The organism is Ideonella flava (genome assembly GCF_051857595.1).
GTDB lineage: Bacteria > Pseudomonadota > Gammaproteobacteria > Burkholderiales > Burkholderiaceae_C > Ideonella.
The window spans coordinates 213,806-237,739 of sequence record NZ_JBPZHD010000001.1; the positions used below are offsets into that span (position 1 = coordinate 213,806).

Consider the following 23,934-nt stretch of genomic DNA (forward strand, 5'->3'; position numbering starts at 1 on the left):
CCGCCCCTTACGTCGAACGTTAGGCCTCAGAGAGCAAGATCTAGCACCGTATTAGAGAGCAACTCAATGACCCGCAGATCCCGCTCGTATGATCCCATTGGCGAAGTCAAGGATGAGCCGCTCCTCGGCGTTTCGGCGGCAGTTCCGCAGTTGGTCGAGTACCGCGAACAGCCAAAGCTCGTTCGCCTCCCAGGCCAGGTCCCAGGCGAGCACGAGCGCCTGACCGCTGTCGTCAACCAGTTGACAGATGAACTTCTCAAGGGAGTCCAAGCCAATCCATCGAAGCTGTGGGTGATGCGGCAGTTCCAGCGAGCGCTCGAGACAATATCGGGCGAGGACTCAGAAGGCAAAGAGCATGTCGGTTACGAGCTCCAGAGAATCATGAAGATTCTGCACATCGCAAAGTCCGATGGGTTGTTGACCTTCTACCTGAGTCCGACTGGTCAATGATCTCTCTCTGTGTCCTATCACTGCGGCCTAACCCCTCCGTCAAGGGGACGTCCCGCAAGCGGGCCGCCCCCTACGTCGAACGTTAGGCGCCACACGAGATGCCCTGGCTCAAAGTCGCGAAGCTTCTTTGGGCACTGCCATGTTCTGCTGTTGGCCTCCTACTTGCCGCCATTCCGTTGAGTCTCGGTGGCAGTGCCAAATGGTGGGCCGGAGCCCTTGAAGTCACCTATCGGCCCAGCCAGGTCAACTGCGGCTCGCTTGCCCGCCGGCTGCCATTCAGAGCCATCGTCTTTGGGCATGTCATCATTGCGGTTACGCGGCAAGAGCTCGTGGTTCTTGGGCCTCATGAACGCGTCCATGTCGAACAGTGCGAGCGCTGGGGACCGATCTTCTTTCTCGCTTATCCAGCAGCCAGTGTTTGGCAGTTGTTCAAGGGCCGCAGTCCCTACTGGCACAACTACTTCGAAGTTCAGGCTCGTCAGCGAAGCAATGAAGTTCATATCACACGCCATGGCGCCTAACCCCTCCGTCAAGGGGACGCCCACAAGCGGGCTTCGCCCACTTGCGGTCGCCCCTTACGTCGAACGTTAGGCATCACCATGAACCTACTGCGACGACTCGCGTGCTCGATCTTTGTCGCACTTCTAGCTAGCGTGGCGACCTTTGATGTCCTGGTAGTTGTTCCCGCCGTGTCGAGAGTCAAGGCGGCGGTTGCCCGCTCCCAGCCCAGTGAAAGCAGTCCACCCAGTTCAATTGTGGAGATGCTCGACCGGGCATACGGAAGTCGCCTGAAGTATCTGGTCGTACGCCAAGTTGTACACGCCTCACAGAGTGAGGGCCTAAGAATCGGTACATCTCGGCGGCAACTCACTGAGTTGGGTCTAAGTCTGCTACTTCCCCTGCATGTCTCCCACCAGGAAATGCAAGCCGCTTTTCTTTCGCAGGCTTACATGGGTCCAGAAGTCACCGGGTTTGCAGCTGCTTCAGAGCGCTACATTGGCTTGCCACTTCAGCAACTTTCGCGCGAGCAGGCTGCACGGCTTGTCGCAATCACCCATGCTCCGTCAATCTACTTGGCGAGCCCGGAGCGCTTGGAACAGCGTGCAAAACTACTCCTCTCAACACAGGCGCCAGATGCCTAACCCCTCAGTCAAGGGGACGTCCACAAGCGGGCTTCGCCCACTTGCGGCCGCCCGTTACCTCGAACGTTAGGCAATCCCGGGTTGAATGCTGAGCTCATGCCTTGGCTGCCAAGTTCAGCCGCGAAATGCACCAGTCTCGTTGCCTTGTTCCTAAGTGAAAGGCGTGCTCACTTCAGCGTCGGCTTGGGCTGTCCGTCCTTCGGCGGCCAGCGCGCGGACCGTGACGGCCCCACCCGTCTTCGCGCCAACGTGGTCACGGGGTTGAAGCCTCAGCGAACTTTCGAGAATGCTGGTGGCCTTAGAAGGCCAGCTTGAGGCAAGTTCCCGCGTAGTGGTACTTTGTGAGGGTCACTGCCAGGTCAAGGTCATCGCGCCTGGCCAGCCGGTGGGAGAAAATTGCATGTCTGGGCTGCCTAACTCGAAATACAGGATGCCTGAAGTCTCCACACGCCAGCGTCGTGCCTCTTGGCTTTCAAGTCAGGCGCCCTCGCCGGTCGTGCTCAGGCGTTCCGGTCATCTCGCTGTTCAGTCGGGTCCGCCTAACATCTCCGTCAAGGGGACGTCCCGCAGTAGCATGCTTCCGTACGCGTGCCGTCGATTACGACGAGGCGGATGTTCAACTGTTCGAGCATCTGATAACTCAATACCAAAGCATCTTCGCCACGCGGGATCCGGACTGGGAAAACTCAGTCACCATGGCCATCGACGGCAAGTTCGGTCAGGGTGCTTCTCGGGGGCGACGCGAATCCCAGAAAGGTGCAGTCAATGACGCAAACTGTGCAGTTGCCAAGTCATTCCAGGCCGTCGGCGTGAATCTGTATGCTGAGCTTCTTACCTGCACCATGAAGGCAATCAATGCACAAGCGCCTTGGTAGGGCCGACGGTAGCGCTTCAGCGGCCCATACGCCTAACCCCTCCGTCAAGGGGACGTCCCGCAAGCGGGCCGCCCCTTACGTCGAACGTTAGGCCTCCCGGTTCCGCCAATACAGTCTCATTCGCCAGCCGCCCATGCTCAGAACCTTTACGCTGATTGGTGTAGTTGCCACCCTCGTCCTCGCCGCCTCCAGCGTTAACGCGGCATCAATGAACAAGTGCGTCGTCAATGGTACGGTCACCTATCAACAGGGGCCTTGCCCTTCAGAGCAGCCCAGCAAGCGCCCCACGCTCGAGGAGCTGAATGCCGAAGTGAAGAAGCGACGCGAAGCGGCCGTGTCAGCACCGCCGGCTGCACCTGTGGCCTCCAAAGGGTCGAGCGCCTTTCAATGCGATGGGAGGCAGTACTGCTCCCAGATGAGCTCCTGCGAGGAAGCGAGGTACTTTCTGGCAAACTGTCCCGGCGCGAAGATGGACGGGGACAAGAACGGTGTTCCTTGTGAAAGGCAGTGGTGCATTCGCTAGCCACACCCTCGCTGCACGGCTTCCAACGCGGCCTAACCCCTCCGTGAAGGGGCGTCCCGCAAGCGGGCCGCCCCTTACGTCGAACGTTAGCCGTCATGTACCGAACCGTCATTCCACGATGCACCGTTGTCGATTCACTCGAACCAGATCCCTACTCGCACTTCATGACCGGCGCAGTACCTGCCAAGTGCCGCACTTGCGAGAACCTGTTTGAAGGCGGTTGCACGCGCGCCATGGAGCAGGTCCGCGGGTATCTCGCACTCGATCACGGGCCGTGCCCTGTGAAAGGTCCAACAAATCCGGTGATCGTCGAAACCGAGCACTACACCAGCAAGGTCTTCGTTCCGGCAAAGTGTGAGCGCTGTCGCTTTCTTGAACTGGAAAAGGCCCGCGGCTTTGTCTGCAACTTTGAGCGCGCACGGTGGGGCGCCTTTCCACGCACCCTGGATTGGGGAGCGTGGAGCCCAGATCATCCGAACCTTGGTCTCAAGAGTGGCCGCTCTCTCCCCATAGCTGTACTTCAAGCCGTTGCCGCGCAGCACGAGGTAGAGGCAATCAAGGCGTTCCGGGCCGCGCATCCAGACGCGACGCTCAAGGAAGCGCGCGATGCGTATGCTGAGCTCTTGCCTCAGGTTTCCCGCGATGACGGCTAACCCCTCCGTCAAGGGGACGTCTTGCGGCAAGCCGCAAGCCGCCCCTTACCTCGAACGTTAAACGCCAAGGGAGGCATATGTCTGGCGCCACTACCGGAACTGTTCGAAGCGTACTGAGGCTAGAGGGCCTCTGCGTTCTTGTCGCTTCGCTTGCTTGCTATGCAAGATTCGGCTCCAGTTGGAGCCTATTTGCGGCCTGTTTCCTCATTCCCGACCTATCGTTCGTGGGCTATCTCGCTGGCGCACGATGGGGATCCATCGCGTACAACGCGGCGCATTCATACATTGGCGCTGTTGCTTGCCTTTGCATCGGAGCAAATGCTTCGTCGCCGATCTGGCTCACGGCAGGCCTCATCTGGTGCGCCCACATCGGGTTCGATCGAGCGCTCGGCTACGGATTAAAGTACTCGCACGGGTTTGCCTTTACTCACCTCGGGCTCATCGGGCGCACTGGCCGGGAGGCGTCTAACCCCTCCGTCAAGGGGACGTCCAGCAAGCGGGCCGCCCCCTGCGTCGAACGTTAGGCGTCACTCTCTACGTCACAAGCTGGAAAAGCTATGGATCCGCACAACAAGCACTATGTGGAGCTCTGGATGAAGCAGAGCCAGCTGTTTTGGCAAACGGTTTATCAGGTGCCCGTCATCGCTGGCGCAGTATTTGCCGGATGGTTCGCTCTCAAATCAGCGAGTCAAGATTTGCTTGCTCAGGGATTGCTTGGTGTCGGCATCCTGTCGATGGCCGTACAGGTTCTCATCCTAAAACGAATGGCGCAGTACTTGGTCACGTTTCGCCAAGCGGCGGATAGACTAATACCAGCGGTGCCCAATGCCTTTGCCGGCATGTCGGGCTTCATCTTGGGTAATGTCGTTCCGGTTCTTATCGCAGTGTTCTTTGGTGCACTCCTTGTTTGGTCCCCAAGATTCAGTGCACCTGCGCAGCGACCCACAACAGCCTCGAGCGCTACCGCCAATGGTCTCGGCCCGAACTCGGCAGCATCGCTGGCTTCGTCCGGTGTCGTTCCCGTGGCGCCTCCCCAGCCAGTGCCGCCTAACCCCTCGCTCAAGGGGACGTCCGCCGGCAAGCCGGCGTCCGCCCCTTAGCTCGAACGTTAGGCCCCGGGTGGCGGGAAACAGCCAGCCTGGCGCAGGGCGTGCAATAGCTTCTCAGGCGATCAATGCCAAATGCTTCGTTCTCGAGTGCGTTTAGCACTTCGGCGTCGGCGTGGGCTGTCCGTCCTTCGGCGGCCAGCGCGCGGACCGTGGCGGTTCCAGCCGTCTTCGTGCCAACGCGGTCACAGGGTTGAAGCCCCAGCGGCCTGCCGAGAGTACTGGTGGCTTGTTCTGAAGTAGCCAGCTGCGGCAAGTTCCCGCGGCGCGGTACTTTGTGAGGGTCACTGCCTGGTCAAAGTCGTCGCGTCTGGCCAGCCGATGGGAGAAAATTGCATCTCCGGGTTGCCCAACTTGAGATACTGAATGCCTGAAGTCTCCACACGCCAGCGTCGTGCCTCAGTTGCACAAAGCCAAGCGCTTTCGGCGCTGGCGGCGTCGCGTTCCGAGCATCTCGTTGCTCAGCCGGGCCAGCCTACCCCCTCCGTCAAGGGGACGTCCCGCAAGCGGGCCGCCCCTTACGTCGAACGTTAGGTGCCTCAAGTGAGACTTCCGCCAGTGCCATTGGTGCCAACCCCGGAAACCCCCGAGGCGGAGGCAGCTGTCGGCTTTAAGTGGGCGGGTAAGCTCATTGGGCAGCGTCACCGAATCGGAGGAGAGCCGAGTTGGATACAAGATGCCCAGGTCCCGAGTTGCAGCTGCGGCCAGCCGATGAGCTTCTATGGGCAACTTGACTCTTTAGGTGACAGTCACTGCATTGGCGACTGCGGCATGATCTATGTGTTCTTGTGCTGGGATTGTCTAGAGACAAAGAGTGTCTTGCAATCGTTCTAGGAGCGGCGGCTTCTCTACCTGCTCCAGGCTTCGGCCTCGGCTGGTCCACGCTCTCACCTAGACGTCCTGCGGCAAGCCGCAGGCCGCCCCTTACGTCGAACGTTAGGGCGCACCAAGCCCGTAGCCGCAAGAGGCCAGGTCGATGCAGAAATCACCGCCGGCAGCCAACCCAGAGGCCTACCTCGCCGCTCTCAGCGGTTGGCATCGCCTCTATGTTGCGGCTTTGCGCTCCGCGGTCTTTGAGGCAGCACCCCTTCAAGAGTCCGTCAAGTGGGGCAATCTCGTCTTTCATTCCAATGGCCCCGTCCTGGTCATTCGTTCGGAGCCAAAGCGAGTGCTTTTCGGGTTCTGGCGAGGCCAACGGATGCGTCACATTGAGCCAAGGCTCAAGCCTGGTGGCAAGCACGAGATGGCAACGCTCGAGCTGGTTGAGAAAACGCCGCTTGAGCGGTCCACAGTGGTCAGATTGGTCCAAGAGGCCGTAGCGCTCAATGTCGCTCTTGGCGATCCCACTTCACTGTCCACGCGTAGGCCAAGGGTGCGCCCTAACCCCTCCGTCAAGGGGACTGGCCTGCGGCCAGCCACTTACGTCGAACGTTAGGCGTCACAAGGCCCCCGAATCATCGTGATACTTCGTCCCGTTAAGCCCATCCCAAAGCGTCTCCAGCCATCCTCCTGGCTGATAGGTACTTGGCGATCGGATAAGGAAAGAACAATCCGAAGATGGAATAGGGGAGCCCCAAGGCCGGCTGACGGGAGTAGGAGATCCTTCGTCGAGAACGAGTTGGGCAAGGCCGTCAATCGCTTCACCCACGCCCGGTGGTATCACGCGTACGAGGATTCAAAGTTTGTCATGCCATATCGTGTTGTGTGGCAGAACGCCAGCTCTCTCTTTCTCGTCTATACCGCCGGCCGAACTGAAGGTGGTGAAGTCATCACGTTCGTGTCGAGGTCCATCTACTATGTCCAGAAGGGTGGCCATGTTGAGTTCTTCGCCAAAGACGGTGCCGCCTAACCCCTCCGTCAAGGGGACGTCCCGCAAGCGAGTCTCCCCCTACGTCGAACGTTAAGTGTCGACGAGCCTCGGTTCTCCGATCTAAAGGCAACACATGCAATCCGATCCTATCGCGACCTGGCATAGACTCCTCAAGCAGCACGATGTGCAGGGGCTTGATGGTTTGTTGGCAAACGATGCCGTGTTCTATTCGCCGGTTGTTCACAAGCCCCAGGTCGGCAAGGCAGTCACAAATTTTGTACCTAGCCGCCGCGTTCAAGGTCTTCGGTAACGAATCATTTCACTACGTCCGAGAGCTGCGGGCCGATCGCGATGCAATCCTTGAATTCGAACTCGAGATCGATGGCATCAGCATTAACGGCGTCGACATGATCAAGTGGAACGAGAGTGGAGAAATGACGGAGGGGTTAGCCCTCTGGTTCACGAGCAGTCCCACCCCAACAGGACCGCCTCGCAATGGAGGCACTTGAACTTGTAGAAAGCTTGGTCGCCGCGTGGGTGATAGCCCTTCGTAATATGCAGCCAGTCGCCTTTACCAAGACAGTATTCATTCTGCCAGGCCAGCTTTGTTTTTTCGCTGGCATTTTTCAAGGGGACCTGCCGGCGGCAGGCCCCTTACGTCGAACGTTAGCTGCCATCTGGCAATGAGCGTCCCTGTCGACTTCAATGAACTGTTCGCTGCATACGAATGGGTCAGCGGCGGTGAAGGCCTCGGAATGGACTGCCGGGCATACATCAGCCGAAGCACAGGCACGGTTCACTGGTGCGGAGAGGGAGTTGATGAGGAACTTCCGGAAGACATCGAAGATGGAACGCTCTACATCGCCGTTCCGCATAAGAATGAGTTTGATCTTGGTCGTTCGCTTGCCTTTCGTTTTGTCGAGGAGCATCTTCCTCGCTCGCGAGAGGCCGTTCACAAGTTCTTTCGCAAGCGAGGCGCCTATGCAAAGTTCAAGTCGCTGCTTGCGAGCGCAGGCGTCCTCGATGCCTGGCACGTGTACGAAGGGAAAGCCGTCGAAAGTGCGCTTCGCGAATGGTGCGAAGAGAATGGCTTCGTGCTTGTTCGCTAGCCCGTAGAGACCGGCGGCTAACCCTTCGATCGAGGGGACGTCCACAAGCGGGCTTCGCCCACTTGCGGCCGCCCCTCATGTCAAAACGTTAGGCATCCCGCCTCGTCTGATCACTATCTCAGTTCAAAACAAAGGACGCGTCTTGCTTCGCATCAAACTCTCGCTTCTCGCAGCCCTCGCCTCCGGACTATCTGGATGCGTCACCGGACCAGAGGGCTTACTTCGGAGCCACGCATATGAGGGCCCGCCGAAATCCAGAGATAACGTCGCAGCGGTGTTTGTCGCTCATTCCGGCCTCCAGACGTACTTCACGCTGATCTGCGAGGTCGATGGAAAATCCTACCGTCGCATGGGATTCATGACCAGCTGTCCTTCTGTTGCGTACCTGCTTCCCGGAAAGCACCAGCTGTCGCTTGAAACCAGATTCGGAAACTTGATCGGCAATCACTCTTATGAAGTGACGGTCGATCAGGGAAGGGTCTATCAGATCGTGACAACTCTCAAAGAACCTCGCGTTGTCAACTTCGATACGAGAGCAATGCCGCAAGGCTACGTACTTACCTACCGTGACATTGGCCCCTTCTTCTTTCAAGGAAATCTTCGTGCGGACGCGCCCGTTCCAATCGAAGGCAACTAGGAAGCTGATGCCTAACCCCTCCGTCAAGGCGACGTCCCGCAAGCGGGCCGCCCCTTACGTCGAACGTTAGGCGTCACAAGTCAACCCGAGACAGCGCCCTGAGTGTCAAACCAACCCGCTTACCTCTACTGGTTGATCGTTGGTTGCGAGGTGGCCTTCTGGCTGCTGCTAGTGCTCGCACTTGCCGCTCGCTACTTGCTGCAGCGCGACCACCTCAGCCGAGCGTTGCTGTTTGCGCTGCCCGTGGTGGTCATGCTACTGCTCGTATCCACAGCGCTGGATCTACGGGCAGGTACGCCAGCCACATTCGCCCACGGCTTAGCAACAGCCTACGTGGGTTTCACTGTAGCCTTCTCCAGTGTTGTCGTCAGGTGGGCTGATCAACGGTTCGCTTACCGGTTTGCAGGTGGTCCACCGCCTGCCACCATTCCCACCAGCGGCTGGCCTGCAGTTCAGTATGAGTTGTCACTGTGGCTACGCTGCATCGTGGCCGCGGTCATCACGGTCGCGCTCTTCAGCGCCCTGATCTCCTTTGTCGACAATAAGGCAATCACGCAGGAGCTTTACGAGTGGTTCAGTATTGCATTCGGTTTAGTCGCCGTTTGGTTCGTGTTCGGCCCGGCTTGGCGCTTGGTGTTCTTTCGTCGCAGGCACCGAAGTGACGCCTAACTCTTCAGTCGAGGGGACGTCTTGCGGCAAGCCGCAAGCTGCCCCTCGCCTCGAACGTTAGCCATCCCATGCACACCTGATGAGCGCTGATCCTCAGCCATGCGAAGCGAAGGAAGCGGCGCGGGTTTGCAGGCTACGGCGGCCCGAATGAGGCTGTGCATCATGGCCTTGAGATCGAATCGCCGGTTGAATCGGTATTGATATTCAGCCCAGTAGCGCTCGGCGTACTTGTAGAAACTGAAGGCATGGTACGTACCCGAGATGGCCGTCTTCAAGTTGCCCAGAACCGTGTTGGTCGCCTTGAGTTCGGCGATCTCGCAGGCTTGCTTGCCGCCGCCGGTCACGATGGCCAGTTGCACCGCCAGCTGGTTCCATGCCGTGTAGTTGAAGTTTGGCGCCCCGTCCGAGACCACCAGGCTGCCAGGTTGCAGGCAGTTCAGGCAGAACGTCTTCGCCCGTCGCGGGCTGCTGCGACAGGCATATCCGCTCCGGCTTGCCCTGGGGCGTCGCCGATACTGCCGCCAACAACGGCACCTTGCCCTTGCGCCCCAGACTGCTCTTGCCAACCCATCCTCACATTCCACCAGCCCACCGCATGAGCCAGCGGCTGAGGATCAGCGCTGATCAAGCAGGTGGGGATTCCGAGTTTCATCCTTCATGGCCCAAGGGCCTTGACCTGTCGCCACTGACCGACAAAGATCTGCGCAGTCTCAAGCTCATCCTCAACAACACCCCTCGCAAGAATCCTCGGCTTCCGCACCCCGCACGAAGTCTTCTCTCAGCTCAAATCCAACGACATCGCCGGCGTTGCACTTCAACCTTGAGTCGGCCTGGGGGCCTGCTGTCTCAAATGCGATACGAAGCTCAAACTCAAGCCTTACTAGCAATCATCGTTTTGGTCATGGCTGCATGTGCCACGCCTGAGGCCCTGCCTCCACGTCCGATTGACGCCAGTTCGGCCGAATGCCCAATGCCCGAGTACCCTATAGAGGCCAGAAGAACTGAAGCCATGGGAGTTACAAGAGTTTTGATGACAGTAAGTTCCCTTGGCACTGTCACCGAGACGACCATTCTTCGCAAGAGTGGTCAGTCTCGATTTCATGATTTGCTTGATCAGGCAGCAGTCAAGGCCGTTCAGCAATGCCGATTTCCCGCGGCCTCCGGTTATGGTCCGGCAAAGGCAGTTCGAGAGTTCAACTGGCAGCTTCATTGAAGTGCACCGCCCAACAGATTGGCAAACCGCCTAACCCCTCCTTCAAGGGGACGTCCCGCAAGCGGGGCCGCCCCTTACCTCGAACGCAAGGCGTCGGATGACGAAGCGGAGCGCCCCTTGAGAAAGTCCAGGCAACTTCTCCTATTGGCCACTCTCGCAGTTTCGCTGTCGGTGATGTCGGTCTTTGTTCAGCGTACTGGCCCCGAAACGGCGGTGTACGGAAATCTGTGCGGACCTTCATCCAACGATCCGTGTCTCGAACCCATGCTGAAGGGAGGCTTCCCGGTTGCATTCCTGTTCGATCAGCCAGGCGTATCCGTAGAGCACCGGCTCTCTATCGGCGAAGACGCGCTCCACATCGGCGCCTTAGCCGCGAACACCGTTCTGTGTTTCGTAGGAGTCATGCTCTGCGCCTACATCATCACATTGCTTCACAGGGCAAGTACGCGGTGAGGCGCTCGCTCTCTTCCAGTTCAAACCATTTGGCAAACTGTCCCGAATGGCCGTCCGGAGTCGGAGCACGGCCAAAGCCTGACCTCTCCGTCAAGGGGCGGTCCCGCAAGCGGGCCGCCCCTGACGTCGAATGCTAGCCGTTCTCCGACTTCGATCATGAAGACCGTTCGTATCGATGCTTCCAAAATCGCAGACTGGGCGTCGTTCTACGACAGCTTCGCCAACGCGTTTGGCTTTCCTCAGCTCTTTGGCAGGAACATGAACGCCTGGATCGATTGCATGACGAACCTGGACGAAGAGTTCAGCGCAGTTCAGGTTCAAACTGGCGAACTCGTTTGCGTCTCTCTGGAGGACGCGGCTGACTTCAAGGTCAGGTGCCCTGAGCAGTACCAAGCGTTCGTTGAGTGTGCGGCATTCGTCAATTGGCGACGTATCGAGATTGGAGAGCCGCCCATCTTGGTGGTGTCCTTCAATGCTTAGGAACGTGTTCACCTTGCACGGCCAAACTCTCCGTCAAAGGGACGCCCCGCAAGCGGGCCGCCCCCTTACGTCGAGCCCCAGGCACCTTGAAGAGTGTGGCGCTCGGCTTCATGCTCTTGTTCGCCGGCCCGTGCCATGCCGAGTCGACTCAGCTTGATACCTTTTCGCTACGGTACGGGAAGACTGGAATCGTGGGTGTCCAGACGACATTCGCCTTCGCAACAAGTGACGCCGAATACGCCGCGCTTTGGGCGATCCCCAGCAGTGGCCCTCAATCGAGCAGTCTCTGAACACCCGGCCGCGTAAGATCATGAGATTCCGAACGCCCGCTGAGGTCTTCAATGACCTCAAGTCAATCCACATCGCCGGCGTTGCACTTGAACTTTGAAACCGCCCGTCTTGCACCAGGGCGCAAGACGTCCCTTACGTCGAACGTTAGCCATCGAAGAATGCAACGCCGCACCGTCCTCTCCGCACCACTCTGCCTTACCGCCTTCGGCTGCGCCAGCGCGCTGAAGCTGCCCAATATTGACCCGGACGCCACTCTCCCGGCCGGGCATGGGTTGCTTGTCACTCGCGCTCTCCTCTCGGATGCGAGCCCAGGCATGAGTCAACGGCCCGATGTCTCGATCACTTTGATAGATGTCACCAACCTCACCGTGGCCTCGGCCATTCTTCCTCTGTCGCCGGGGGAGAACTTCCGGGCCATCGCGCTGCCGGCCGCGACATACACATGGCGGGGCATCTATCTAGGAACCTATTCCTCTGAGTTCCGGGGCAAGCTGCCGTTCAAGATCGAGGCCGGCAAGGCCTGCTATGTCGGCGATCTCGATCTCCAGATCGATTGGCGCTACAAGACCTACAAGTTGGCAGTCAAAGACCGTTCACGCATTGCGCAATCCCGATTCGAGGCGGAGTATCCAAAGCTTGCCGGCAACCTTCCGTTCGAAGTCTCGTTGGCCACGGATTTGCGCGGTCTCTAGCCGCGCGATGGTTAACCCCTCCGTCAGGGGGGACGATCACAAAGGTCGCCCACTTGCGGCCGCCCTTCCGTCGAACGTTAGGCCGCTCGCGCTCGACAATGCCATCCTCCTTCTACGCCGCTGAACGGTCTTCACCACCATCACGCCGAATATGGTGCCCAGCCCCTCTGCATCACAGGAGTTGTGGGCCCGGCCACCTCGACTCATTCGGCTGTGGCTGTCTACGAGGTTGTCGATGGTCTTATCAAGACCGTCTGGTTCTTCTAAGGGCATGCCGATGAGGCCCCCTTTGCGATGAGCCACAGTCGTCTCACGCGTCGAGCGTCCGCGTCGACAGGCAGCGCCTGTTCGGCAGGTGCACAATGGAATCTAGTGCCCCGTGAGGCTCTCCATGCCGTACAAGCTGACCTGGGAACTGTCGGGCGTCTACCGGCGGTATTTTGGCGACGTATCGATCGCACAGCGCCGTGCATCCTTCGATGAGATCTGCGGTGACCATCGGTTCGACGATCTTCGCTATGCGATCACGGACTATCTCGCTGTCGAGCGCTACGAGATCACGGATGGCGCCACCGCCGAGATGGCTGCGCTCCACATAGGCCCGCTGCGGACAAACCCGCGAATCGCGATCGCCGCCGTCGCCACCAGACCGGACATCATTGCCGCGATAAACGACCTGAAGGGTTACGGCTTCACCAGCGCGCCCTACGAGATCTTTGATTCGGTCGAAGCCGCCAGGCAATGGATCAGCTCCACCTCGCGTTGAGTTCCGAGGGACAAGTTGCCTTCGATTCGTGGTGAGTCGACGATGGCATGTGGAGTTGGTTCACTGCCGGCGGAGGTTGCCCACTGGCGCACAAACCGTTCGTCGTGCCGGGTCCCTCAACCCCATACACTGGCGGCATGCGTTCGATCCCAATCGTCCTGACGGTCTTGGTTGCAGCCTCTGCGATGGCGGAAACAGCCGTGCCGCCAGTGGAGCCGATCGGCTTCACCTCAGTCGCCAGCGCTCTCAAGGAACTCGAGGCACGGGACGGAGACGGCGTGATCGTCACTCACGCCGATGGATGGACCGTTGTCAACGAGCCTGCGAGAGCCGCGCAGTGGTCCTTCACGCCTGTCGGCCACTACGCCTACCCGGCTGTCGTCCGCCGCACCATCAAGCACTCCCCCACGGGCTCGGTGTCCGTGGAGACCGCGAGCCTCTGCGAGGCGCCGGAGATCCAGTGCAGCAAGCTTCTCGCCGAGTTCGCTGCCTTGAACGAGCGCATCTCTCAGGCCCTCAAGGCTCGCGGCCGGCAAGTTCCTTCGCAGCTTCCGCAGTGAAGGCCGCGAACCTCGTCCAGGCCTTGGCGTCATGAGGACCTTGTAGTCCACTGGCGTTTCGCGTTCCGCGGGTCGTCACTTGCCTCGAAGAGGACTGACTCGCACCAGCGCGCAACCAGGCCCTTGCCTTGAACACGTGAACACGAGCCGCCCTTTGGAACCTGTGGAACTTCGAGTGTCCGAGCCTGTGTCCGACGTGGCGCTCAACCGGTTGTTTGCCGACGCCTGGGAAGGTCACGTCGAACGGTCATTTCAGGCGGTGCTGTCCAGAAGCCTGCTGCACGTCTGCGCGTATGCGGATGGCCACTTGATCGGGTTTGTCAACGTCGCGACCGACGGGGGTCGGCATGCGTTCATTCTTGACACTTGTGTTCACTCGCACCATCGGAACCAAGGTGTCGGCCGAGCACTTGTTCGCCAAGCCATCCAGCAAGCGTCGGATGCGGGCGTGACTTGGGTGCACGTCGACTATGAGCCGGCGTTGCATCGCTTCTATGCAGCTTGCGGCTTGCGGCCGTCGAGCGCCGGGGTTCTGCGCGTCGGCCCCTGACCTTCCACGGGCTGAGTTACATTGAGCCGATCCATGAGGAGTTCGGCATGCCCAAAGGTGAACAGCGCAGCAACAAGATGGCAAAGAAGCCCAAGAAGGACACCAGTCCCCCGAAGGAGTCATCAGCGACTTCCACCCGACCGATTCCTCCCACGACGGCGGTGCTGCCCAAAGGGAAGCTGAAAACAAAATAGGCTGCGCCGCTGGCTCAGCGATCGGACTTCGCGGCGCGTCATTCAGCAGCGACGTGGATCAGAAGATGGTGGTCTTGCAAGCGTACGACCCCGGTTGGCCAGCCCTCTTCGAGACAGAGTCACTGCGGCTGCGCGCCGCCTTCGGTTCCTTGGCGCTGCAGATCGAGCATGTCGGATCCACTGCGGTGCCCGGCCTGGCCGCCAAGCCGGTGATCGATATCCAAGTCTCGGTCTCTTCGCTGGCGCCCTTTGGCCGCTACGTGCCTGTCCTGGCTGGGCTTGGATACCGTCACGTCGCGCTGGGCGACTTCGATCTGGTGTATCCCTTCTTCCACAAGCCGGCCGAGTGGCCTGGCACGCACCATGTCCACCTGTGCGAGGCCGCGGGGGAGCAGGAGTGGAAGCACCTGGCCTTTCGTGACCATCTGCGCGCGCATCCGCAGATGGCCGCACGGTACGAGGCGCTCAAGCGCGAACTCGCCGGCAGACACGACATCGGCACGCCTCGATCGATGGAGGCCTACTCCCTGGCCAAGTCCGAGTTCGTGGCCGAGGTCCTGCGCGCCGCACGGCATCCCCAAGGCGACCCGGCGCGATGACAGATCCTTCAGGTCGCCCTGAAGGGCCTGGCTGGAGCTGCGCGAGGATGATCTTCGTCGCCGAGTCCCCCCTCTTGTAGTTCGGCCAGGGCCGGTCGAACTCTTCGTCCAGCACCCCCAGATCCCTGATCCTGGCGACGGCGACGAGAGTTCGCGCCCCAGGCCCCTTGCAATGGATGGATACGCAGCGGCTCCGTCCCCTCGTGGCCTATCCCGTAGCATTGCGGCTCGGCGAGCCTTGGCTTGTCGTGGTACTGGAAGCGCAGCCTTCTGCGCTGATTGCTCGCATCTATCAGCAATTCATTTCATGGTGAACCCCATCGCGGGTCGACTTGCCGTCAGCCCGCAAACGCGCCACCAGCCTGTCGAACCAGCCGAGCGCAACGCCTCGGTTCCCCGAGTGCGCGGCTACGTTCTTTCGCCCGCCGTGCCCTCTGATGCCGAGGAGTGGAGCAAGTTCGAAGTGCTGCCGGAGTTCAAGCGCCATACCAGTTCGACGGTGACGTCGGCGGAGGACCTGCTGGCGCTCATAGCCCGCTCTGCCTCGCCCGACCCGGCAGCGCCGGTCTACTTCGTGGTGCGTGAAGAGGTTTCGCGGCAAATGGTCGCCTCGGTCGGATTCCACACCATCTCCGTTCTCAACCGCACCGCCGAACTGACCTACGGCGTGCGGCCCGACTGGTGGGGCCGGGGTCTGGCGACATCGCTGTGCCAGGCGGCGGTGGACTGGGGCTTCGCGCAGAGAGCGTGGGTTCGTCTTCAGGCCACGGCGCTGGAATCGAACTCCGCCTCGCAGCGCGTGTTGCAAAAGAGCGGGTCTTCCTTCGAAGGCCGGCTGCGCAACTTCCGCATGGTCCGCGGGAGGCCGCAGGACTACCTTGTGTACGCCGTGGTCCCCGCAGTCGCCGACGGGCTCGCCGACACGCCACGCAACGACCTTCGGCCTGGTAGTCCCTGAAACCAAGGAGACCTTCTTGTCCCTCGAACTCTGGCTCGCCTTCGTGGCCGCTTCGGCGGTCTTGCTGATCATCCCGGGCCCGACCATCCTGGCCGTCATGAGCTATTCCATGGCTCACGGACGGCGCGCCAATCTGCCGTTGGTGGCCGCGGTGGCACTGGGCGACTCCACCGCCCTGGTCGTCTCGTTGCTGGGACTCGGCACGCTGCTGTCCGCTTCGGCGTTCTGGTTCACAGTGGTCAAGTGCATCGGCGGCCTGTACCTGCTCTTCATGGGCGCCAGGCTGTTGCGCGCCGGCGTCTCGGCTGGCGAATTGCCGGCGCCCGCGGTCGCGACCTCGAGATGGAGGCTGTTCGCGAACACCTATCTGGTCACGGCGCTGAATCCCAAGGGCATCGTGTTCTTCGTCGCCTTCCTGCCGCAGTTCATCCGGCCCGGCGCGGAGGTGGCCCCGCAGTTGTGGACCCTCGCGATCACGTTCGTGGTCATGGCCACGCTCAACGCGACGCTGTATGCGGTCTTTGCCGGTGCCGCGCGCGGCTTTCTTGCGTCGCCACGGGCCCAGCGGGGTTTCAACCTGGCGGGCGGCTCGCTGATGTCGGCCGCGGGCCTGTGGGCGCTTCTCGCCAGGCGCAGCGCCTGAAGGCTGGCGACCCGTTGATGAACGATGAGAATCGACCCGTTCGTCAGCGTCGACGGGACGTCCTTCGCAGTCTCGCCGGAAGAGCTCGTCCGCGCTTTCGGCGTGCCGCTGCGCCAGGCCCGGAACGCCGTGGAGCTCGAGGAGTTCGACTATGGCGACACGGTCTTCCGCTTCCAGCGCTCCGGGCGACTGGAAGAAGTGACCACCCGGGTCGAGGTGTTGCACCTGGGGCCATTGGCGATACCCTTCGGGGCGATCGAGCCGTTCATCCGCTCCCACGACCCATCGATGTTCGAGCGGGGCGGCTTCATCGTCAGCCCGCGTTTCGGTCTGGCCTTCGCTCCGACAGGCGGTCGTTGGGTGACCGCACTGGCGGCCCATTGTCTGGACGAGTGGAGATCCTTGTGATGCACAGCGCCGCTCAAGCCGTGGGGGTTCTATTCGGATGATCACCGCCGAACAATTCAACGAGCGCAGCATCGGCCACCTGCCGGGTCACCTGGGCATCGTGGTCACCTACGTGGGCAGCGGCGAGCTTCGGGCCGAGTTGCCGGTACGACCTCAGCTGATGGCCCCCAATGGCTTCCTGCATGCCGGCAGCGTCGTGACGCTGGCCGACACCGCGTCGGGCTATGGCTGCGTGGCCCACCTGCCGCCGCAGGCGTCCGGCTTCACCACCCTCGAGCTCAAGTCGAACCACCTCGGCACCGCCCTCGAAGGGACAGTGGACTGCGTCGCCAAGGCGGTCCACCTGGGCAAGACGACCCAGGTGTGGGATGCCACGGTCACCCACCGCGAGACGGGCAAGACCATCGCCCTGTTCCGGTGTACCCAGATGGTGCTGTATGCGCGGCAAGGGACGTGACCGGCATCGCGCCGCGCCCCCGGCGCCGGCGGAGGGAGTGAACTTCAGCCTGCACGACGAGCTGCCTCGCGAGGAGGCCGAGGCGGTGGACAAGGGCCTGGGCCAGGCGAACGATGCCGCAGCTCCGCTGCATGAGGTCCGGCCGCTGGCCTGCTTTGCCCGCTCGCCCGATGGCACCGTGCTCGGCGGCGCTGTCGGTCGGACGTGGGGCCTGTGCTGCGAGCTGCAACAGCTGTGGGTGGTGCCGGAACATCGCCGGCAGGGCCTGGGCGCCGAGCTGATCCGCCGCTTCGAGGCCGCGGCGCGAGCACGCGGCTGCAGGACGGCGTACCTCGAGACTTTCAGCTTCCAGGCGCCTTCGCTCTACCGCTCCCTCGGCTACGAAGTGCGGCTGGCCTTGCATGGCTTCCCGGCGGGCAACGTCAAGTACACGATGGTCCATGCGCTGAAGGACGATGAGCATCCGGCCGCTTGACCTTGGGGATACGGCGGGCACCCCGCTGGCGCGGGGCCCGGCAATCACGTATCTTTTGAGCTCCCTGGCAAGCAGTTTCGGTGAGCGACCGAACCGTTGTTCCATGACCAACAGAACTTCCCTCCTGCCCCTGCTGGGCGCCCTCTGCGCCGCTCCCATTGCCGTCGCCCGTGCGGAAGCCCCCGCCTCCTATTCGTGTACCTACAAGGCATTCAGCCGTTGCGAGAACGGCACGGCCACGGTCAAGCTGCTCGAAGGGAAGGTCCAGGAGCTGACCTTCGAGAACACCGTCTGCGGCGTCAAGGGCAAGCCCGAACGCCGGTGCATCATGACCACCACCCGCTCGGGCGTCGATGCCTGGCGAGACGACGGGCAGGCGGTCCGCATCGTCTTTTCCAAGGCCTCCAAGAAGCGCCACCTCGAGCTCGACGACGAGATGCTGGTGTCCGTCGAAAACGACCGGGTGGTCCTTGATTTCACCGACACGCAGACCTTGACCCGTTGCGACGATGGGGCGGAGATGCCCGAGAAGGTCACCATTCTTCGAGAGGTTGCTCAATGCAAGACAGAGTTTTAGCGGCGCTGTTCGCCGCGGCGGTGTCGGCGGCCCTGCCGGCGGCGGCGCAGCAGGCCGCCGCTCCCGCGCCCGCGTCCTCCTCGGTGCCGCAGCGGGTCGGCAGCGCCGTCAAGCACGGCGCGGAGGCGACGGCGAGTGCCGTCGAGCGAGGCGCCACCAAGGCGGCCAGCGCGGTGGGCCGCGGCGTGTCCAGGGCCGCCAGCGCCGTCGAGCACGGCGCCTCGGTCGCCGGCCATGCGATCGAGAAGGCGGCCAACAAGGTGGGGCTGCCGGCCTCGTCGGCATCGTCGTCCTCCCAACGCTGAGACTTCGCGCCCTTCATGGCCGCCTTCATCGCAGGCCGGCACGCCGCGTCGGGCCTTATCACCCTGCTCGCCGCGCTGTCGGCGGCCCAGCCCGCACGGGCCGCCACCGCCGAAGAAGAGCTGATCGCCCTGGAGGACCAGCGGCGCGAAGCGATCAGGATCAAGGACCACGCCAGCCTCGGCCGGATCTACGCCCCCGAGTTCATGGCAGTGGCCGGCAACGGCCAGCTGATCGATCGAACCGCCTTGTTCCGCCTGTTCGACCAGGGCGGGTCGGCGCTGAAGTTCGAGACCGACGAGATCCGGATCCAGCTGCACGGCGACACGGCCGTCTTCTTCGGCCGGCTCACTGGCCGGACGCCGACGGGCGAACTGGCGACGGTGTCGCGCTTCTCGCACGTCTTCATCCGGCGCGAAGGACGCTGGATGTGCGTGGCCGGGCAGTCCACCCCCATCGCCGCTCCTTGAAGAGCGGCACTCGCGAGCTCAGCGCAAAGAGGCGTTGAGTTTTGCCAGCGCGGTCGAGCCCGGGCAAAGGTCGAGCTCATTCAGTGCGTTCAGCGGCCGCGTGGAGGTCCGCAGGGCCTGGTGCAGGTCGCGGGCCATCGGGTCGACGTAGAGCAGGCCTGAAACGATCTCGCCCCGCTCCTGCAGCGCCAGCAGATGCTCCATGGCCCCGACTCGGTCGGTCGGGTCGTAGTCAGCGTGCAGCTTGCGCAGGCGCAGGATGCTGCCGTCCGGTTGCGGCAGGTCGATGGCCTCGCCCGGCGCGGGTTCGGCGATGCGCTCGGGCGCCGGGTCGATGAAATCGATGCGGCTCACCGCCTCGTTGTGCTGACGCACGTAGTCGTAGCTGCGGGTGCTGCCGGCGTGGTTGTTGAAGGTCACGCAGGGGCTGACGATGTCGATGAAGGCGGCGCCGCCATGGGCGATGGCGCCCTTGATCAGCGGCACCATCTGCGCCTTGTCGCCCGAGAAGCTGCGGGCCACGTAGGTGGCGCCGAGTTGCATCGCCATGGCGACCATGTCGACCGGTGCGTCCGGGTTGGGCACGCCCTTCTTGGAGGTCGAGCCCCGATCCGCAGTGGCCGAGAACTGGCCCTTGGTGAGGCCGTAGACGCCGTTGTTCTCGACGATGTAGACCATGCGCACGCCACGGCGCATCGAATGGGCGAACTGGCCCAGGCCGATCGAGGCCGAGTCGCCGTCGCCCGAGACGCCGAGGTAAAGCAGCTCGCGATTGGCGAGGTTGGCGCCCGTCAGCACGCTCGGCATGCGTCCGTGCACGGTGTTGAAGCCGTGACTCGCGCCGAGGAAGTAGTCCGGCGTCTTGCTCGAACAGCCGATGCCCGAGAGCTTGGCCACGCGATGCGGCTCGATGTCCAGCTCCCACGCCGCCTGGATGATGGCGGCCGAGATGGAATCGTGGCCGCAGCCGGCGCACAGCGTCGACACCTTGCCCTCGTAGTCGCGCCGGGTGTAGCCGACGCGGTTGCGCTCCAGCGAAGGGTGGTGCAGGCGGGGCTTGGCGAGGTAGGTCATGCCTGGGCTCCTTGCGGCCTCAGGGCCAGGGCGAGCACCCGCTCGGTGATGGCCTGGGTGATGAAGCGCGCGGTGATGGGCGTGCCGTCGTAGTGCAGGATGGCCGGCAGGCGCTTGGGGTCGATCTCCAGCTCGTCGACCAGCAGGCGGCGCATCTGCCCGTCGCGGTTCTGCTCGACCACGAAGACCTGTTCGTGCGCGGCGATGAACTCGGCAACGCTCGCCGGGAACGGAAAGGCCCGCAGGCGCATGGCGTCCAGGTGGATGTGCTGGCCCGCCAGCGTGTGCAGAGCCTCGTCCATCGCGGGTGCCGTCGAACCGAAGTACAGCACTCCGAGTCGGGTCTTCTGCGCCGCCGGCTTGAGCAACGGTGCCGGCACCAGCGTCGCCGCGGTGGCGAACTTCTTCAGCAGCCGGTGCACGTTGTAGAGGTAGTCCGGGCCGGACTCGGAGTAGCGGGCCTGGGGATCTCGCGTGGTGCCGCGTGTGAAGTACGCCCCCAGCGAGGCATGCGTCCCGGGCAAGGTGCGCCACGGGATGCCGTCGCCATCCACGTCCTTGTAGCGCGCGAACTCCTTTCCGGCCGCCAGCTCGTCCGCGGTCATCACCTTGCCGCGGTCATAGCGCCGCTCATCGTCCCAGGCCAGCGGCTGGCACAGGCGCTGGTTCATGCCGATGTCGAGATCGGTCATCAGGAAGACCGGCGTCTGCAGCCGGTCCGCCAGGTCGAGAGAAGCCGCGGCGAACTCGAAGCACTCGGCCGGGTCCTGCGGCAGCAACAGCACGTGCTTCGTGTCGCCGTGCGAAGCGTAGGCACAGGACAGGATGTCGGCCTGCTGCGTGCGGGTGGGCATGCCGGTGGAGGGCCCGCCCCGCTGCACGTTGATGATCGTGACCGGGATCTCGGCAAAGTACGCCAGGCCGATGAACTCGGTCATCAGCGACACGCCCGGCCCGGAGGTGGCGGTGAACGCCCGTGCGCCGTTCCAGCCGGCCCCAGTCACCATGCCGATCGAGGCGATCTCGTCCTCGGCCTGCACGATGGCGTAGCGACGTTCGCCGGTGGTGGCATCGACGCGGTACTTCTCGCAGTACTTCTGGAAAGCTTCGGCCACGGAGGACGAGGGCGTGATCGGGTACCAGGCGCAGACGGTGGCGCCGCCGTAGACGCAGCCCAGCGCGGTCGCACTGTTGCCCTCGATGAAGATCTGCTCGCCCACCGCCTCGGCGCGGCGCACGCGCAGGCCCAGACCCGGCCCGCGCGGCGGCCCGAGGTGATCCCTCGCGAACTCTCGCCCGGCATGCAGGGCGCGCACGTTGGACTCCAGCAGCCGCTCCTTGCCCCGGTACTGCTCGGAAAAGAGCTTCTCGATCACCGACGCGTCGATGTCCATCAGGCCGGACAGCGCCCCCAGCACCATGATGTTCTTGAACAGCGTCCTCTGCCGCGGATCTTCATACGTGGCATTGCAGATGGCCGTCACCGGCATCCCGATGACGTTGATGTCAGGACGGAAGGCGTCGGGCGGCAGCGGCCGCGTGCTGTCGTAGAACAGGTAGCCGCCCGGCGAGACCTCGCCCACGTCCTGCGTCCAGGTCTGCGGGTTCATCGCGACCATCATGTCCACGCCGCCGCGCCGGCCCAGCCAGCCCGCCTCGCTCACGCGCACCTCGTACCAGGTGGGCAGGCCCTGGATGTTGCTCGGGAAGATGTTGCGCGGGCTCACCGGCACGCCCATGCGCAGGATGGCCTTGGCGAACAGCTCGTTGGCCGATGCGGAGCCCGAGCCATTGACGTTGGCGAACTTGACGACGAAGTCGTTGACGGCTTCCAGACGCTGAGTCATTTGGCGTGCACCCCCACCTGTCGGCCACCGTGGCTGCGGCAGGCCGGGCCGGCCTGCGTCGTCAGCAGCAGGAACTTCTGCATGTCCCAGGCACCGGTCGGACAGCGCTCGGCGCACAGCCCGCAGTGCAGGCAGACGTCCTCGTCCTTGACCATCACCCGCCCGGTCTTCAGCGGCGCGCCGACGTAGAGCGCCTGGTCGGCGTTCGGCGCCGGAGCCATCAAGCGACCGCGCAGGTCCGCCTCTTCACCATCCGGCGTGAAGGTGATGCAGTCCATCGGGCAGATGTCCACGCACGAATCGCACTCGATGCACAGCTTGGGCGTGAACACCGTCTGCACGTCGCAGTTCAGGCAACGCTGCGCCTCCTTGAATGCGGTCGCGGCGTCGAAGCCGAGCTCCACCTCGACCTTGATGCTGGCCAGCGCCTTCTCGGCCTCGGTCCACGGCACCTTGGAGCGCAGGTCGTTGGACACCGCGTTGTCGTAGCTCCATTCGTGGATGCCCATCTTCTGCGACATCAGGTTCACGTGCGGTGGCGGGCGCTCTGCCACCGGCTCGCCATGAAGGAACTTGTCGATCGACACCGCCGCCTCGTGGCCGTGCGCCACCGCGGTGATGATGTTCTTGGGCCCGAACGCCGCGTCGCCACCGAAGAAGACCTGCGGCAGCGTGGATTGCATCGTCTGCTCCCCCAGCACCGGCAGGCCCCACTTGTCGAAGGCGATGCCGCAGTCGGGCTCTATCCACGGGAAGGCGTTTTCCTGGCCCACGGCGATCAGCACCTCGTCGCAGCCCAGCACCACGTCGGGCTGGCCGGTGGGCACCAGCTGGCGCCGGCCCTTCTCGTCGTGGCGTGCCTGGACGATCTCGAAGCGCATGCCGACGAGCCGGCCGCTGTCGTCGAGCTCGAAGGCCTTCGGCACGTGGTAGTTCAGGATGGGGATGCCCTCGTGCATCGCGTCCTCCTTCTCCCACGGCGAGGCCTTCATCTCCTCGAAGCCACTGCGTACCACCACCTTCACGTCGCTCGCGCCGAGGCGGCGGGCCGAACGGCAGCAGTCCATCGCCGTATTGCCGCCGCCCAGCACGATGACGCGCGGCGCCACGCTGGTCACATGGCCGAAGGACACCGACGAGAGCCAGTCGATGCCGATGTGGATCTGCTCCTTCGCCTCCTCGCGGCCGGGCAGTTGCAGGTCACGCCCGCGCGGGGCACCCGCGCCGACGAAGATGGCGTCCCAGCCTTCGGCCAGCAGCGCCTTCATCGAGCCGATGTACTGGCCGCTGCGGAACTCCACCCCCATGCCGAGGATGTAGCCGCACTCCTCGTCGATCACCGACTCCGGCAGGCGAAAACGCGGCACCTGCGTGCGCATGAAACCGCCTGGCTTGGCGTCGCCGTCGAACACCGTCACGGAATAGCCCTGGGCGACCAGGTCGCGCGCCGCCGTCAACGAGGCCGGCCCGGCGCCCACGCACGCCACGCGCTTGCCGTTGCGCGCTTCAGCGCGCGGCATGCGGGCTCGCACCTCGCTGCGCTTGAAGTCGGCCGCGACACGCTTGAGCCGGCAGATGGCCACCGGCTCCGGCTTCTCGGCGTTGCGTTCTTCGACGCGTCCTCTGCGGCATGCGGGCTCGCAGGGCCTGTCGCAGGTCCGCCCGAGGATGCCCGGGAAGACGTTCGACACCCAGTTGACCATGTAGGCGTCGTCGTAGCGCCCTTGACCGATCAGCCGGATGTATTCGGGAACCGGCGTGTGGGCGGGACACGCCCACTGGCAATCCACGACTTTGTGGAAGTAGGCCGGATCCGCCACGTTGGTGGGTAGCACGGGCGCTGTCTCCTTTTGCCGGAGTGGCCGCTACTGCCAGGATCACCGCCGCAGACGCCGCACCCCGATCACCTATGGATGCGGACCAGTCTACTCCCGTGGTCGACCCGGGCCG

Annotated in this window: 30 protein-coding genes; 26 read left to right on the forward strand and 4 right to left on the reverse strand. The window is 62.8% G+C overall.

Annotated features, from left to right (window positions below; translation table 11 throughout):
- The first annotated feature begins 66 nt into the window (after positions 1 to 66).
- The 11 genes from ACS5PM_RS00990 (at position 67) to ACS5PM_RS01040 (ending at position 8,974) form a co-directional block, all read left to right on the forward strand.
- Positions 67 to 450, forward strand: a complete 384-nt coding sequence (locus tag ACS5PM_RS00990; RefSeq protein WP_439384483.1) for a DUF4844 domain-containing protein — start codon at positions 67 to 69, stop codon at positions 448 to 450.
- A 98-nt stretch (positions 451 to 548) separates the two neighbouring features.
- Positions 549 to 971, forward strand: a complete 423-nt coding sequence (locus ACS5PM_RS00995; RefSeq protein WP_439384485.1) for a signal peptide prediction — start codon at positions 549 to 551, stop codon at positions 969 to 971.
- A gap of 240 nt (positions 972 to 1,211) precedes the next feature.
- A complete protein-coding gene (locus ACS5PM_RS01000) occupies positions 1,212 to 1,592 on the forward strand; it encodes a transglycosylase domain-containing protein (RefSeq protein ID WP_439385589.1) in 381 nt (126 codons plus the stop codon).
- 1,083 nt (positions 1,593 to 2,675) lie between these two features.
- Positions 2,676 to 2,990, forward strand: coding sequence for an excalibur calcium-binding domain-containing protein (locus ACS5PM_RS01005; protein WP_439385591.1), 315 nt, complete (start codon positions 2,676 to 2,678; stop codon positions 2,988 to 2,990).
- Between the two features lie 95 nt (positions 2,991 to 3,085).
- Positions 3,086 to 3,643 carry a hypothetical protein gene (locus ACS5PM_RS01010; RefSeq protein ID WP_439384487.1) on the forward strand — a complete coding sequence of 186 codons (558 nt, stop codon included), beginning with the start codon at positions 3,086 to 3,088 and terminating at the stop codon, positions 3,641 to 3,643.
- 77 nt (positions 3,644 to 3,720) lie between these two features.
- Positions 3,721 to 4,167, forward strand: a complete 447-nt coding sequence (locus ACS5PM_RS01015) for a DUF4260 domain-containing protein (protein WP_439384489.1) — start codon at positions 3,721 to 3,723, stop codon at positions 4,165 to 4,167.
- Between the two features lie 33 nt (positions 4,168 to 4,200).
- Positions 4,201 to 4,743: a hypothetical protein gene (locus ACS5PM_RS01020; protein WP_439384491.1), complete on the forward strand. Its 543-nt coding sequence runs from the start codon at positions 4,201 to 4,203 to the stop codon at positions 4,741 to 4,743.
- A 982-nt stretch (positions 4,744 to 5,725) separates the two neighbouring features.
- Positions 5,726 to 6,184: a DUF1801 domain-containing protein gene (locus tag ACS5PM_RS01025; RefSeq protein WP_439384493.1), complete on the forward strand. Its 459-nt coding sequence runs from the start codon at positions 5,726 to 5,728 to the stop codon at positions 6,182 to 6,184.
- Between the two features lie 1,058 nt (positions 6,185 to 7,242).
- On the forward strand, positions 7,243 to 7,668 hold the full coding sequence (locus tag ACS5PM_RS01030; RefSeq protein WP_439384495.1) for a hypothetical protein: 426 nt from the start codon (positions 7,243 to 7,245) through the stop codon (positions 7,666 to 7,668).
- A 142-nt stretch (positions 7,669 to 7,810) separates the two neighbouring features.
- Complete coding sequence (locus tag ACS5PM_RS01035) at positions 7,811 to 8,305, forward strand: hypothetical protein (protein ID WP_439384497.1); 495 nt, start codon at positions 7,811 to 7,813, stop codon at positions 8,303 to 8,305.
- Between the two features lie 102 nt (positions 8,306 to 8,407).
- Positions 8,408 to 8,974, forward strand: coding sequence for a hypothetical protein (locus ACS5PM_RS01040; RefSeq protein ID WP_439384499.1), 567 nt, complete (start codon positions 8,408 to 8,410; stop codon positions 8,972 to 8,974).
- Here the strand turns inward: ACS5PM_RS01040 and ACS5PM_RS01045 are convergent.
- A complete protein-coding gene (locus tag ACS5PM_RS01045) occupies positions 8,971 to 9,558 on the reverse strand; it encodes a transposase (RefSeq protein ID WP_439384501.1) in 588 nt (195 codons plus the stop codon). The two genes, ACS5PM_RS01040 and ACS5PM_RS01045, sit on opposite strands and share 4 nt — an antisense overlap.
- 11 nt (positions 9,559 to 9,569) lie before the next feature.
- On the opposite strand from ACS5PM_RS01045, the gene ACS5PM_RS01050 reads away from it, so the two are divergent.
- From ACS5PM_RS01050 to ACS5PM_RS01120, 15 genes are all read left to right on the forward strand, one after another.
- A complete protein-coding gene (locus ACS5PM_RS01050; RefSeq protein WP_439384503.1) occupies positions 9,570 to 10,187 on the forward strand; it encodes an energy transducer TonB in 618 nt (205 codons plus the stop codon).
- Positions 10,188 to 10,796: 609 nt separating this feature from the next.
- A complete protein-coding gene (locus ACS5PM_RS01055; protein ID WP_439384505.1) occupies positions 10,797 to 11,120 on the forward strand; it encodes a barstar family protein in 324 nt (107 codons plus the stop codon).
- Between the two features lie 449 nt (positions 11,121 to 11,569).
- Positions 11,570 to 12,103 carry a hypothetical protein gene (locus ACS5PM_RS01060; RefSeq protein WP_439384507.1) on the forward strand — a complete coding sequence of 178 codons (534 nt, stop codon included), beginning with the start codon at positions 11,570 to 11,572 and terminating at the stop codon, positions 12,101 to 12,103.
- Positions 12,104 to 12,494: 391 nt separating this feature from the next.
- Positions 12,495 to 12,869 carry a hypothetical protein gene (locus tag ACS5PM_RS01065; protein WP_439384509.1) on the forward strand — a complete coding sequence of 125 codons (375 nt, stop codon included), beginning with the start codon at positions 12,495 to 12,497 and terminating at the stop codon, positions 12,867 to 12,869.
- Between the two features lie 137 nt (positions 12,870 to 13,006).
- Positions 13,007 to 13,429, forward strand: coding sequence for a hypothetical protein (locus ACS5PM_RS01070; protein ID WP_439384511.1), 423 nt, complete (start codon positions 13,007 to 13,009; stop codon positions 13,427 to 13,429).
- Between the two features lie 175 nt (positions 13,430 to 13,604).
- A complete protein-coding gene (locus tag ACS5PM_RS01075) occupies positions 13,605 to 13,979 on the forward strand; it encodes a GNAT family N-acetyltransferase (RefSeq protein WP_439384513.1) in 375 nt (124 codons plus the stop codon).
- 259 nt (positions 13,980 to 14,238) lie between these two features.
- Positions 14,239 to 14,772 carry a GrpB family protein gene (locus ACS5PM_RS01080; RefSeq protein WP_439384515.1) on the forward strand — a complete coding sequence of 178 codons (534 nt, stop codon included), beginning with the start codon at positions 14,239 to 14,241 and terminating at the stop codon, positions 14,770 to 14,772.
- A gap of 307 nt (positions 14,773 to 15,079) precedes the next feature.
- Positions 15,080 to 15,730, forward strand: a complete 651-nt coding sequence (locus tag ACS5PM_RS01085) for a GNAT family N-acetyltransferase (protein ID WP_439384518.1) — start codon at positions 15,080 to 15,082, stop codon at positions 15,728 to 15,730.
- A 16-nt stretch (positions 15,731 to 15,746) separates the two neighbouring features.
- On the forward strand, positions 15,747 to 16,373 hold the full coding sequence (locus ACS5PM_RS01090; RefSeq protein WP_439384520.1) for a LysE family translocator: 627 nt from the start codon (positions 15,747 to 15,749) through the stop codon (positions 16,371 to 16,373).
- Between the two features lie 24 nt (positions 16,374 to 16,397).
- Entirely contained in the window at positions 16,398 to 16,781 is a 384-nt protein-coding gene (locus ACS5PM_RS01095; RefSeq protein WP_439384522.1) for a hypothetical protein, read from the forward strand.
- A gap of 37 nt (positions 16,782 to 16,818) precedes the next feature.
- Entirely contained in the window at positions 16,819 to 17,238 is a 420-nt protein-coding gene (locus tag ACS5PM_RS01100) for a PaaI family thioesterase (protein ID WP_439384524.1), read from the forward strand.
- A gap of 37 nt (positions 17,239 to 17,275) precedes the next feature.
- Positions 17,276 to 17,713, forward strand: a complete 438-nt coding sequence (locus tag ACS5PM_RS01105; protein WP_439384526.1) for a GNAT family N-acetyltransferase — start codon at positions 17,276 to 17,278, stop codon at positions 17,711 to 17,713.
- Entirely contained in the window at positions 17,694 to 18,290 is a 597-nt protein-coding gene (locus ACS5PM_RS01110) for a hypothetical protein (protein ID WP_439384528.1), read from the forward strand. Before ACS5PM_RS01105 ends, ACS5PM_RS01110 begins: the two co-directional genes overlap by 20 nt.
- Positions 18,272 to 18,595, forward strand: a complete 324-nt coding sequence (locus tag ACS5PM_RS01115) for a hypothetical protein (RefSeq protein WP_439384530.1) — start codon at positions 18,272 to 18,274, stop codon at positions 18,593 to 18,595. Before ACS5PM_RS01110 ends, ACS5PM_RS01115 begins: the two co-directional genes overlap by 19 nt.
- Positions 18,596 to 18,610: 15 nt before the next feature.
- Positions 18,611 to 19,063, forward strand: a complete 453-nt coding sequence (locus tag ACS5PM_RS01120; RefSeq protein WP_439384532.1) for a nuclear transport factor 2 family protein — start codon at positions 18,611 to 18,613, stop codon at positions 19,061 to 19,063.
- A gap of 18 nt (positions 19,064 to 19,081) precedes the next feature.
- On the opposite strand, the gene ACS5PM_RS01125 is transcribed toward ACS5PM_RS01120, so the two are convergent.
- Genes ACS5PM_RS01125 through ACS5PM_RS01135 form a run of 3 tightly spaced genes read right to left on the reverse strand, consistent with a single transcriptional unit; the run spans position 19,082 to position 23,819 of the window.
- On the reverse strand, positions 19,082 to 20,137 hold the full coding sequence (locus ACS5PM_RS01125; protein ID WP_439384534.1) for a 2-oxoacid:ferredoxin oxidoreductase subunit beta: 1,056 nt from the start codon (positions 20,135 to 20,137) through the stop codon (positions 19,082 to 19,084).
- Positions 20,134 to 21,984 (reverse strand): 2-oxoacid:acceptor oxidoreductase subunit alpha, encoded by a 1,851-nt coding sequence (locus ACS5PM_RS01130; protein ID WP_439384536.1) that lies wholly within the window; start codon positions 21,982 to 21,984, stop codon positions 20,134 to 20,136. The genes ACS5PM_RS01125 and ACS5PM_RS01130 overlap by 4 nt, the downstream gene beginning before the upstream one ends.
- The gene (locus ACS5PM_RS01135) at positions 21,981 to 23,819 is read right to left on the reverse strand and encodes an FAD-dependent oxidoreductase (protein ID WP_439384538.1); all 1,839 of its coding nucleotides are present in this window, start codon (positions 23,817 to 23,819) and stop codon (positions 21,981 to 21,983) included. Before ACS5PM_RS01135 ends, ACS5PM_RS01130 begins: the two co-directional genes overlap by 4 nt.
- Between the last annotated feature and the right edge of the window lie 115 nt (positions 23,820 to 23,934).

Bases quoted from the DNA above. Each gene is read 5' to 3' on its own strand.
- ACS5PM_RS01110 (WP_439384528.1), top strand. From the start codon at position 17,694: ATGAGCATCCGGCCGCTTGACCTTGGGGATACGGCGGGCACCCCGCTG.
- ACS5PM_RS01100 (WP_439384524.1), top strand. From the start codon at position 16,819: ATGATCACCGCCGAACAATTCAACGAGCGCAGCATCGGCCACCTGCCG.
- ACS5PM_RS01115 (WP_439384530.1), top strand. From the start codon at position 18,272: ATGCAAGACAGAGTTTTAGCGGCGCTGTTCGCCGCGGCGGTGTCGGCG.
- ACS5PM_RS01055 (WP_439384505.1), top strand. From the start codon at position 10,797: ATGAAGACCGTTCGTATCGATGCTTCCAAAATCGCAGACTGGGCGTCG.
- ACS5PM_RS01000 (WP_439385589.1), top strand. From the start codon at position 1,212: ATGCTCGACCGGGCATACGGAAGTCGCCTGAAGTATCTGGTCGTACGC.
- ACS5PM_RS01015 (WP_439384489.1), top strand. From the start codon at position 3,721: ATGTCTGGCGCCACTACCGGAACTGTTCGAAGCGTACTGAGGCTAGAG.
- ACS5PM_RS01025 (WP_439384493.1), top strand. From the start codon at position 5,726: ATGCAGAAATCACCGCCGGCAGCCAACCCAGAGGCCTACCTCGCCGCT.
- ACS5PM_RS01080 (WP_439384515.1), top strand. From the start codon at position 14,239: ATGGTGGTCTTGCAAGCGTACGACCCCGGTTGGCCAGCCCTCTTCGAG.
- ACS5PM_RS01065 (WP_439384509.1), top strand. From the start codon at position 12,495: ATGCCGTACAAGCTGACCTGGGAACTGTCGGGCGTCTACCGGCGGTAT.
- ACS5PM_RS01130 (WP_439384536.1), bottom strand. From the start codon at position 21,984: ATGACTCAGCGTCTGGAAGCCGTCAACGACTTCGTCGTCAAGTTCGCC.
- ACS5PM_RS01120 (WP_439384532.1), top strand. From the start codon at position 18,611: ATGGCCGCCTTCATCGCAGGCCGGCACGCCGCGTCGGGCCTTATCACC.
- ACS5PM_RS01095 (WP_439384522.1), top strand. From the start codon at position 16,398: ATGAGAATCGACCCGTTCGTCAGCGTCGACGGGACGTCCTTCGCAGTC.
- ACS5PM_RS01085 (WP_439384518.1), top strand. From the start codon at position 15,080: ATGGTGAACCCCATCGCGGGTCGACTTGCCGTCAGCCCGCAAACGCGC.
- ACS5PM_RS00990 (WP_439384483.1), top strand. From the start codon at position 67: ATGACCCGCAGATCCCGCTCGTATGATCCCATTGGCGAAGTCAAGGAT.
- ACS5PM_RS01070 (WP_439384511.1), top strand. From the start codon at position 13,007: ATGCGTTCGATCCCAATCGTCCTGACGGTCTTGGTTGCAGCCTCTGCG.
- ACS5PM_RS01060 (WP_439384507.1), top strand. From the start codon at position 11,570: ATGCAACGCCGCACCGTCCTCTCCGCACCACTCTGCCTTACCGCCTTC.
- ACS5PM_RS01030 (WP_439384495.1), top strand. From the start codon at position 7,243: ATGAGCGTCCCTGTCGACTTCAATGAACTGTTCGCTGCATACGAATGG.
- ACS5PM_RS00995 (WP_439384485.1), top strand. From the start codon at position 549: ATGCCCTGGCTCAAAGTCGCGAAGCTTCTTTGGGCACTGCCATGTTCT.
- ACS5PM_RS01050 (WP_439384503.1), top strand. From the start codon at position 9,570: ATGAGCCAGCGGCTGAGGATCAGCGCTGATCAAGCAGGTGGGGATTCC.
- ACS5PM_RS01005 (WP_439385591.1), top strand. From the start codon at position 2,676: ATGAACAAGTGCGTCGTCAATGGTACGGTCACCTATCAACAGGGGCCT.
- ACS5PM_RS01020 (WP_439384491.1), top strand. From the start codon at position 4,201: ATGGATCCGCACAACAAGCACTATGTGGAGCTCTGGATGAAGCAGAGC.
- ACS5PM_RS01125 (WP_439384534.1), bottom strand. From the start codon at position 20,137: ATGACCTACCTCGCCAAGCCCCGCCTGCACCACCCTTCGCTGGAGCGC.
- ACS5PM_RS01010 (WP_439384487.1), top strand. From the start codon at position 3,086: ATGTACCGAACCGTCATTCCACGATGCACCGTTGTCGATTCACTCGAA.